At 57.1% G+C, this 8,748-nt stretch carries 11 protein-coding genes and 1 tRNA gene; 10 read left to right on the top strand and 2 right to left on the bottom strand.

Annotation, left to right across the window (positions count from 1 at the left end; genetic code table 11):
• Positions 1-293 precede the first annotated feature (293 nt).
• The 5 genes from ACH2EH_RS21690 to ACH2EH_RS21670 all read left to right on the top strand — a co-directional run bounded on the left by ACH2EH_RS21690 (position 294) and on the right by ACH2EH_RS21670 (position 3,958).
• Positions 294-381 (top strand) — tRNA-Ser (locus ACH2EH_RS21690).
• 31 nt (positions 382-412) lie between these two features.
• Entirely contained in the window at positions 413-1,513 is a 1,101-nt protein-coding gene (locus ACH2EH_RS21685) for a lytic transglycosylase domain-containing protein (RefSeq protein WP_395145015.1), read from the top strand.
• A gap of 64 nt (positions 1,514-1,577) precedes the next feature.
• The gene (locus ACH2EH_RS21680; RefSeq protein ID WP_395145013.1) at positions 1,578-2,255 is read left to right on the top strand and encodes a DUF1549 domain-containing protein; all 678 of its coding nucleotides are present in this window, start codon (positions 1,578-1,580) and stop codon (positions 2,253-2,255) included.
• Positions 2,195-3,040 carry a hypothetical protein gene (locus ACH2EH_RS21675; protein WP_395145011.1) on the top strand — a complete coding sequence of 282 codons (846 nt, stop codon included), beginning with the start codon at positions 2,195-2,197 and terminating at the stop codon, positions 3,038-3,040. The genes ACH2EH_RS21680 and ACH2EH_RS21675 overlap by 61 nt, the downstream gene beginning before the upstream one ends.
• Positions 3,041-3,172: 132 nt before the next feature.
• Positions 3,173-3,958, top strand: a complete 786-nt coding sequence (locus ACH2EH_RS21670) for a hypothetical protein (RefSeq protein WP_395145009.1) — start codon at positions 3,173-3,175, stop codon at positions 3,956-3,958.
• On the opposite strand, the gene ACH2EH_RS21665 is transcribed toward ACH2EH_RS21670, so the two are convergent.
• Both ACH2EH_RS21665 and ACH2EH_RS21660 read right to left on the bottom strand, forming a co-directional pair.
• Positions 3,901-4,269 (bottom strand): hypothetical protein, encoded by a 369-nt coding sequence (locus ACH2EH_RS21665; protein ID WP_395145007.1) that lies wholly within the window; start codon positions 4,267-4,269, stop codon positions 3,901-3,903. The two genes, ACH2EH_RS21670 and ACH2EH_RS21665, sit on opposite strands and share 58 nt — an antisense overlap.
• A gap of 91 nt (positions 4,270-4,360) precedes the next feature.
• Positions 4,361-4,711 (bottom strand): GNAT family N-acetyltransferase, encoded by a 351-nt coding sequence (locus ACH2EH_RS21660; protein ID WP_395145006.1) that lies wholly within the window; start codon positions 4,709-4,711, stop codon positions 4,361-4,363.
• Positions 4,712-5,095: 384 nt separating this feature from the next.
• Between ACH2EH_RS21660 and ACH2EH_RS21655 the strand changes: the two genes are divergently transcribed.
• From ACH2EH_RS21655 to ACH2EH_RS21635, 5 genes are all read left to right on the top strand, one after another.
• A complete protein-coding gene (locus ACH2EH_RS21655; protein ID WP_395145005.1) occupies positions 5,096-5,662 on the top strand; it encodes a Uma2 family endonuclease in 567 nt (188 codons plus the stop codon).
• Between the two features lie 32 nt (positions 5,663-5,694).
• Entirely contained in the window at positions 5,695-6,858 is a 1,164-nt protein-coding gene (locus ACH2EH_RS21650) for an ABC transporter ATP-binding protein (protein ID WP_395145004.1), read from the top strand.
• Positions 6,821-7,456, top strand: coding sequence for a CPBP family intramembrane glutamic endopeptidase (locus ACH2EH_RS21645; RefSeq protein ID WP_395145002.1), 636 nt, complete (start codon positions 6,821-6,823; stop codon positions 7,454-7,456). The genes ACH2EH_RS21650 and ACH2EH_RS21645 overlap by 38 nt, the downstream gene beginning before the upstream one ends.
• Before the next feature lie 169 nt (positions 7,457-7,625).
• Complete coding sequence (locus ACH2EH_RS21640) at positions 7,626-8,378, top strand: DUF92 domain-containing protein (RefSeq protein ID WP_395145000.1); 753 nt, start codon at positions 7,626-7,628, stop codon at positions 8,376-8,378.
• Between the two features lie 12 nt (positions 8,379-8,390).
• The coding region (locus tag ACH2EH_RS21635; RefSeq protein WP_395144998.1) for a hypothetical protein at positions 8,391-8,748 on the top strand (358 nt) is incomplete at its 3' end.

The following is an 8,748-nucleotide window of genomic DNA, read 5'->3' as shown; positions in this document are numbered from 1 at the left end:
TGGCAAGATCCAGCGGTTTATTGGTGACGATATTTCGGAGAACGGGGGCCTTGACGACCTCTCCGATCTTAAGAGGGCCGCGCTTTGCGGAGGCGTTGAGCCCGAGCGCAAGCGCTCCGGTCAGCCCCACGGCGAGTCCCAATAGTGCACGTCGGTTCATGACGATTATTAACTCCCTGAAGTGGAAACGTTGTGGCGCACCTATTGCGCCACTCTAGTATACCGCTTGCACAAAACAAATAATCTGGTAGAATACGGGCGCGACACCAAAACAGGAGCAGATCTTATGATCAGGAGAGTTGGCTGAGTGGTCGAAAGCGACGGTTTGCTAAACCGTTGTAGGCTTAACCCCTACCCCGGGTTCGAATCCCGGACTCTCCGTACGAGGCTACTCCTGTGCGGTGTCTTTGTCTTGTTAGGCTCCGTTGCCTCGCTTCCCTCCGCGCTTGCCCAAGAGAGTGTCTCGCCCACCACGCAGTATCTGGCCCTCCGCCGCGCGTCACCGATTGTCTGGGGGCTGACATTAGAAAAGATTCGGGAGGCACCAACCACCTACAAGGGTAAGGCATTCGAGCTGGAAGGCACGATAGCGGGTCTCTCCCCTTCCGGCGATGGGAGTGGGTTGATGATCTTCAAGACCCTCGCCTCAGGCACCCTCACTCTGCGAATGTCTCAGCTCCCTGCTTGGCTGCAGCCCGGCGCGATCGTGCGTGTGCTCTGCATTGTCACCGAGGGGGGCGATAATAGCGGGCTAGTAGTTGGGCTTCCCGAGTTGGAAGTGATCGCGGTGGCCTCAGCGCTCGATATTAACTCGTTGGAAGTGCGCTGGAAGGCGGAGCAAGAGTATAAAACAGCACTCCGGAAGCAACAGGAACAGGAACGACTCAAAGAACAAGAACGTCTCCGCGTGACCGCCGCTGCGCCCCGAGGGAATTTAAGTTCGCGGGCACTGCCGGTTAAATCGCTTGCTGGCAAGAAACAGATTGTCCTTGGCCCACCCCGTTTCGAGGATCTCTCCGCGAGTGCTCGCGCGGTTTTCCCGGCCTACCGAGGCTATATCAAGAACCACAACAAACGCCTCTCGGAGACTCAGGCGGATCAGATTACCTATGCCATCTTGCGCTACTCCGAGGAGATGGATATGGATCCGCGCTTGATTGTCGCGACCGTGATCGCTGAGTCCGACTTCAAGGTGCAGGATCGCTCCCACGCGGGTGCAATGGGCCTGATCCAGCTCATGCCCGATGAGGTCGAACGCCTGAGGCTCACCAATCCCTACGACCCGATCCAGAATCTCGCAGGTGGAATTTTCCTGCTCAAAGAGCGCCTCAATAAATACAGTAAATCCTCGACCTACACGGATGCCACACTTGAACAGCTTATCCTAACTCTGGCTTCCTACAATGCAGGCGAAGGTGCCGTGAAAAAGTACGGCGGTGTCCCCCCTTACCGTGAAACCCAAGGGTATGTTAAGAAAATCATGCGCATCTACAAAGAGCTGATCGGTCAATAATAGGCTTTGAGCGCATGGGTGCCTGCCGCTGTGGGCTTGACGTAACCGTGCACAATACCGACTCATGAAAACTCTCCTTCCGCTTGCGCTGCTGGCTTTGTTTCAGCCGCCACGACCTGTCACCAGCGACGGTGCACAACTCTTTGAAGCCAAAGTGCGCCCCGTCTTTGCGGCACGCTGCCTTTCATGCCACAAAGGCACTCAAGCGGCAGCAAACTTACGCCTGGATATCCCCCAGGGCTGGAAAAACGTCGTGGCATCGGGAAAGCTTCTCAAGGCCGTTCGGCACGAGCCGGGCGTTGCGGCGATGCCGCCCACAGGAACCAAGCTCTCCGAGCGTGAGCTGGCGGGGCTTACGGAGTGGGTGAGACACGGCGCACCTGGCCCCGTCACGCTGGCAAAACCCGACCCTGCCAAGCACTGGGCCTTCCAGCCCCTGCAAAAATCTCCCCTTCGCTCACCGGAGGGGGTCGAGGCCATGGTGGAAGCTAAGCGCCAAGAGCTCGGGCTGAGCCGAAATGCTTCCGCACCAAAGTCTGTCTGGCTGCGGCGAGTGAGCTTTGATCTGATTGGTCTGCCACCCACACCCTCTGAGATTGAGAACTTTCTAGGTGATAAGGCCCCTGGAGCCGAGTCGCGCGTGGTGGATCGGCTGCTGGCCTCGCCGCGCTTTGGGGAAAAATGGGAATCTTTATTGACTATGCCTTCTGCACCGAGTGCTCCGAAGAGGAGCTGCTTCTAAGGCTCAATCGGCTGCGGCGCAAGATCTTAGAGCTGCCCGTAGAGCTAGGGATCGAGAGCGCCTCAGAGGTGATTCGGGTAGACCCCGTCTACAGCCCGATGGTTCCTCGTGAGCTACAGAAACAAGGCTATGTGCTCCCCGAGCTTGTCGCCCGCCGCCTTGCCGAGCCGCAGTCCGAGAGCTATAACCAGCTCCGCATTGGACTCGTCTCGCCTTTCTTCTCTTTTGTGCCCGATGAGCTTGTCCATCGCTTTGAGCAACCGGGCTATGAGCTGGCAAAAAACTCCCCCTACTGGCGCGAGGAAGACTTTCCCGAGGAGCTAGAGATTGGCGGGTCGCTCACCTACTATCGGGGCGGGATATTTTTAGAGTTCGCACGCGTTCTCCTGCGCTACGGCTATGTGATCGTCGTCAATCCCGGCAAGGGCTGCGAGAGTGTCTGCGTCGGGCTCTCGGCCTACCGAACGTCTGATCCAAACGCCACGCCGCTCTGGCTGGGCTCGGGCTTCACCAAGACACAGTACGCCCAGAATGTGAAAAATGCCCACACCACTGTCTGCCATATTCTGGATCTGGCAAAAGAGGCGGGCCTGCTCTACGCCGCGCACGACAACTCGGGCTACTACGAGCACCGGGACTGGCAAAAAAGCGCAGAAGTCATTCGTGAGGAGCTAGGCTTTGTTCGGGCGTTCTCGCAGATCTTTGAAGAAGTGGTTCAAGACGACCCCGACATCACAACGATCAGCTCCCCTGCACTTGGACCTCTCGATCCCGAGCTGTTGTAGTGTGTCCGAGTGGTAGGAAATGCTTGAACCAATCGGGAACCTTATGTCTGTTTAAAATTGTATAGAATGTATCGCTGGAAAAGTCAGTTCCAGGTGATTGGAGACCGCTCTCCCGAAGGGAAAACTAAAAAGATGAAACCCGATATTGACGCTCTGCTTACGCAGGGGCAGCTCGTTCAAGAAGTAGACGACGCGCGCACAGCAACAGATCGTTTCAAGCTGCTTGCCTTTCTGCGCACCCAGCTCGACAGCGATGTCATCAGTGTCGCCAGCTTCGATAACCAAAAGGACACCGCAGAGTCCGGCAGGCGCAGCAATAAACCGCGCTACGATGCCGCCGTAGACACCCTGACTGAGCGTCTGCGCGATGGCTTTCGGCATATCGAGGCTATCCCCGACTTCGAGCTGAGCGCGGCAGATAAACAAGCGGCGCTGATCGCCTACGGCTTCGAGCGGGGCATCTTAGGCGACCTAAAAAACACAGCGCGGGTGATCCAGCTTGGGCACAAGGCTCTCGCGCAGACCCCACAGATTGCCCCCCCCAACGCCCACTTCCCAGAGTCCGTTATCACCCGCATCCAAGAGCAGCTCGCAATTATCGCTGAGGCAGCTCCTCAGGCCACGACCAGCCCCCGGCAAGCCGCTACAAAGCAGCGCAACGCGGCGCAACGCGGCGGCAAAGAGCCTCAGCACCACGCTCCTGCGGATTCGCTTCTACTACGCCTGCATCACCCCCGATGCCGACAAGACCCCCGAGCTGGCAAAGATCGGCTTCCAGCCCCGCCGCACCAGCGGCCAGCGCCTGCTCAAAAGCGAGACCACTCCGTAGCCCCCCTCTCGTGCAACAAACCCGTGCCGGACTACCGACTTCCCCGACCCGGCACGGGCTTTGCATCCGTCAATCTCTCAGTTTCCTGAATGCTACGCTCCAGAAGCTGACGTCCTCGCTGCACTTGACTTCGCAGTCCCCCCACTTTCTGCCCGACTCCAGACACGATATTATCGAGCTGCTGCTCCACGGTGACGAGCACCTCACGGGCATAGTCGTCCGAATCACGGCGCACGTCCTTGGCGTAGCGCTCCGACTCTGCACGAAGCTCGCGAACATACCGATCCGTCTCCTCGCGTCGAGCATCCGTGTCGGCACGGGCCTCGCGACGCTGCTTCTCAGCGTCGGATTTGGCTCTAGCAAGAATGGCACGAGACTGAGCTTTAGCCTCTTCTACCACATCAGTCTCTTGAACTTTCGCTATTCGCTGGGTAAATCAATATTGACGTTTTTATTTAGCAGAAACCAACGCTTTAGAATATTGACAATCATCACAATTCCCTCTCACTTGATTCCGTGGCTTTATCAAAAATTTTCCCTGCAACTTCCGCAAAAAGATCATAGGCGAGGCTTAGCCCACCATCAATGGCTAGTTTTTTTGAAGGTATAAATCCCAACGCTTCATAAAATCCTCGCGCCCTTGGATGTGCTTTCACACGAATCTGCCCTTGTGTACCTAAATTATAACTCTCGGCTACCAAACGTGCTATAAGAACTCGACCAATGCCACGGTATTTTGTGCCTCTAGCGTTTATTGATTGACATTCGGGATTAGTCTCCAATAGACTACGCATCAAAAAAGAGACACCACTTGGTACCTCACCGAGACGAACGATCCCCAATATCTACGATCCCCAATATCTCATGAGCCCCTCCATTTTGTTTGACTAATTTCAACGTACGAGGTTCCCCGACAAAGTCCGGCCACGATGCTCGGAATAGAGCATCGGTCCAAGGAGGCTTTACTAAACTAACTCGATCCGTTGCAAGGAGAGGTAAAAAACAAACCTTCACGCCCTCACCACTTTCATGCCAAATACGATAGGGTAAATTGTTCGGATCATGACGGATGATCTCTTCGAGTTGCATACGTAAGACATGAAATTCACCATAACCAAAACAGATTCCTTTCTGGAGATTATCGGTGCATTAGTCATAAGATACCAGTCTATACTACCAGAATCCCTAACCTGTCACCGATTTCCAACGGGCGGTATAATTTCCTCATGAGCGCCACCAAAGAACCCGCAACCTGGCACTGGACCCGCGAGACCTACCACCAGGCGGTGGAGCTGGGTCTGTTTGGCGAAACCCCACGCCTTGAGCTTATCCGAGGAGAGATTTATCTCAAACCGCCTATGAACCGTCCCCACGCGACTTCTGTTTCAAAGTCTCTCAGCGCTGTCACCCAGGCAATGGGTGACGACTTTACTGTCCTCTGCCAGCTCCCGATTGGCCTCTCCACCGACGGTGAGCCTGAGCCGGATATTTCCGTTGTCGCAGGGGAGCCGGATGATTACCCGGAGCATCCCACGGAAGAGCAAGTGCTTCTGGTGATGGAGATCTCCGACTCCACGCTGGCTTTTGACAAAGAGACCAAGTCCGAGACCTACGCCGAGGCAGAGATCAAGGAATACTGGATTCTGGACATCAATGCCCGGACTCTAGAAGTGCGCCGTGAACCACGCGGAAAAGCCTACCGAAGCTCCCGACTCTACGACGAATCCGAGAGCGCCTCTCCTCTTGCAAAGCCGGATGCACAAATCTCTGTGGCGGCTTTGTTGCCGAAGTAGACGAAGCGGGTTATACTCCTCGCAGGACAATTATGGCAAAAGTCATTCTTCGCAATTTGAACAAGACCTTCGTGGATCAACAGTCCAAGAAGGAAGTCAATGCTGTCAAAGATCTCGATCTGGAGATTCACGACGGCGAGTTTATGGTGCTCGTTGGGCCGTCGGGCTGCGGCAAGACCACGACGATGCGTATGGTCGCTGGGCTTGAGGAAGTCACCAGCGGCGAGATTCTCATCGGGGAGCGCGTGGTCAACGACGTGCCGCCGCGAGACCGCAATATCGCAATGGTCTTCCAGAACTACGCGCTCTATCCGCACATGAGTGTCTATGACAACATGGCCTTCGGGCTGCGCCTGCGCATGCTTCCTCCGATCTGGGAGCAGCTCGCCAACCCCGGTAAGACCAAGGAGATCAAGGCGAGCATTGACGCCAAGATCCAGGCGGCGGCAAAGAAGCTCGATATCACCGATTACTTAGACCGCAAGCCCAAAGCACTCTCGGGCGGGCAGCGACAGCGTGTGGCGCTGGGGCGCGCCATTGTCCGCGAGCCGGAAGTGTTTCTGATGGACGAGCCCCTCTCCAACTTAGACGCCAAGTTACGTGTCCAGACGCGCTTTGAGCTGATCAACCTCCACCGCGAGCTCAAAGTGACCACGATCTATGTGACCCACGATCAGGTCGAGGCCATGACCATGGGCCAGCGGATCGCGGTCATGAACAATGGCTTGCTTCAACAGTGTGATACCCCGCAAAATATCTACCGCCACCCCGCCAATATGTTTGTCGCGGGCTTTATCGGCATGCCCCCGATGAACTTTGTGAAGGGCGCAACCGTCGCGATGGAGGGCGCTCGGCCTGTGATCCACTGCGGCGGCTTTTCCGTCATCCTGAGCGCCGAGCGCACCACTGTCCTCGCGGCGTATGTCGGCAAGGAAGTGGTTTTCGGCGTTCGCCCCGAGCACCTCAACGACAAGTCGCTGGTGTCGGGGACACCGGAAAACGTGATCCGTGCGCAGGTTGAGGTCATCGAGCAGATGGGTGCCACGTCAAACCTCTACATCAGCCTCGGTGGCCATGCTCTGGTCTCCGTGGTGGATGCCAGTACAATCGCCAAAGAGAACGCCCCGCTGGACATCGTGATAGACGCCGACCACTGCCATGTCTTCGACAAAGATACCGAACGCGCGATTTTCTAATCCGCTTTTCCTCGCGCTCTTACCCTGGCCCGCCGTCGCGGCGGGCCTTTTTGTCTTCCACTCCGCCTTGTTGGCGTTTCTGTTCTACGCCGCTGGCTGCCTTTTTGGCACTTGGCGGCTCGGAGGCTTCGCATACTCTCTGCGCCCCAAGTGGCCGCTCAAAGTGCATCTCGTCGTCGCCCTTGCAAGCAATGTAGTGCTTATCGGCCTCTACCAGCTCTTTGGGAAATGGCTCCTACCCGCCGATCTGCTTCTGGAGCGCCTTGCCACGGTCGGCGTCACCAAGGCGAGCTTCGTCTGGCTCTTTCCCTACTTTCTGATCGGCAACCCGCTGGTCGAGGAATTTTTCTGGCGCGGCAGCCAGGGCAAGGGGGGGCCGTTCTACATGGCAGTGCTCTTTGGTGCCTGGCACAGCATGCCCATCTTTCTCATCGCCCCGCTCTGGGTTGCGCCGCTTGCCGTACTGGGAATTATGGCCGTGGGCTTTGCGCTGGGCGAGGTTGTCGCGAAAACTAAAACACTCGGGGATGCAATTCTGCTCCATGCCCTCGCCGCCGACCTGCCGCTGCTGATTATTTTATGGATCGCAAGCCGCTGACTCGCTCTCTTTTCATTCGCCCCCATGAACGGGGGCGTCTTATTGACGGCTTCGCCGACACAAAGGCTGCATGCAGCCATAGAGATTCGGACGGGCGGCACGCCCTTTGCGTCCGAGGCACGAGGACAATATCACGCCCCCGTTCATGGGGGCGGTCTGAAGGGTGCCCATGACTCCTTTTACTCCGCTTCTCGTCGCTACAATCGGCGCACCTCTGGTTGGTTTTCTGGCGTGGCGTGGGCGGGCGCTCACGCTCTCAGGTGCGATTGCCGCAGCGTGTGTAGGCTTCTGCCACTTGGCCTTCGGGGGCTGGCTCGCCGCTGGGGCACTGCTTGCATTTTTTGGAACGTCCACGGCGCTCTCCAAGCTCGGCAAGCGCAAAAAAGCAACGCTTGGGTTTGAGAAATCAGGCCAGCGCGATGCCTGGCAGGTGCTTGCCAACGGGGGCATTGCCGCACTCTGCGCCGTGCTGGGCTATCCAGAGGCGATGTTAGGCGCACTGGCCGCCGCCAACGCCGACACCTGGGCGACGGAGCTCGGCTCGCTTTTTGGAGGCAAGCCGAGGCGAGTGACGAACTTCGCTCCCGCAGAGCCCGGTGAGTCTGGCGCGATCTCGCTTCTCGGAACGCTGGCGGCACTGGCGGGCGCGGCGCTGCTCGGATGGCTCCCCCAGTATTGGGGGCGGGGCGGGCTCTTTCTCGGCGTCACGCTGGCGGGGTTTGTCGGGGCACTGGCGGACTCGCTGTTCGGGGCAACGCTTCAGGCACAGTGGCGCGACGAAAAAACCGGGCGCTGGAGTGAAATCCCACTGGGCAAACCAACACGTGGACTGAACTGGCTACGCAATGATGCCGTAAATATACTAGCAACCGTAACAGGAGCTGTCACAGCCGCGTGGCTGGGAGACGTTCTGGTACACTAGGAACTACCATCTATGAGAATTATTGCCACACTGAGTGCCCTTCTAATCGCGACGAGCGCCCACGCGATCGTGGAGGAGAAAAAAGAGTATAAGTGGGAGTTCCCGGCTCAAGGCATCACAGGAGTTGTGATCAAGGGCGTTGTCGGCACCATTCACATTGATACGGATCGTAAGAACGAGATCCAAATCAGAGCCTTCCGAACCGTCCGCGCAAAAGATAAACCCCTCGCGCTGTCCACCATTCAGAGAACCACCCCGAAATACGATACCACCGGAGGAATACTGGTTTTAGAGGATGTGATTCCCGATGACCTGCGCACGGAGCGATACACCGAGGATGCTCCCGAAGTCGAGCTCGATATCGAGGTAC

Origin of the sequence: Armatimonas sp. (genome assembly GCF_043760365.1) — a bacterium.
GTDB lineage: Bacteria > Armatimonadota > Armatimonadia > Armatimonadales > Armatimonadaceae > Armatimonas.
Note: the sequence above shows the minus strand (reverse complement) of the source record. Positions and strands in the feature narration are given on the sequence as shown.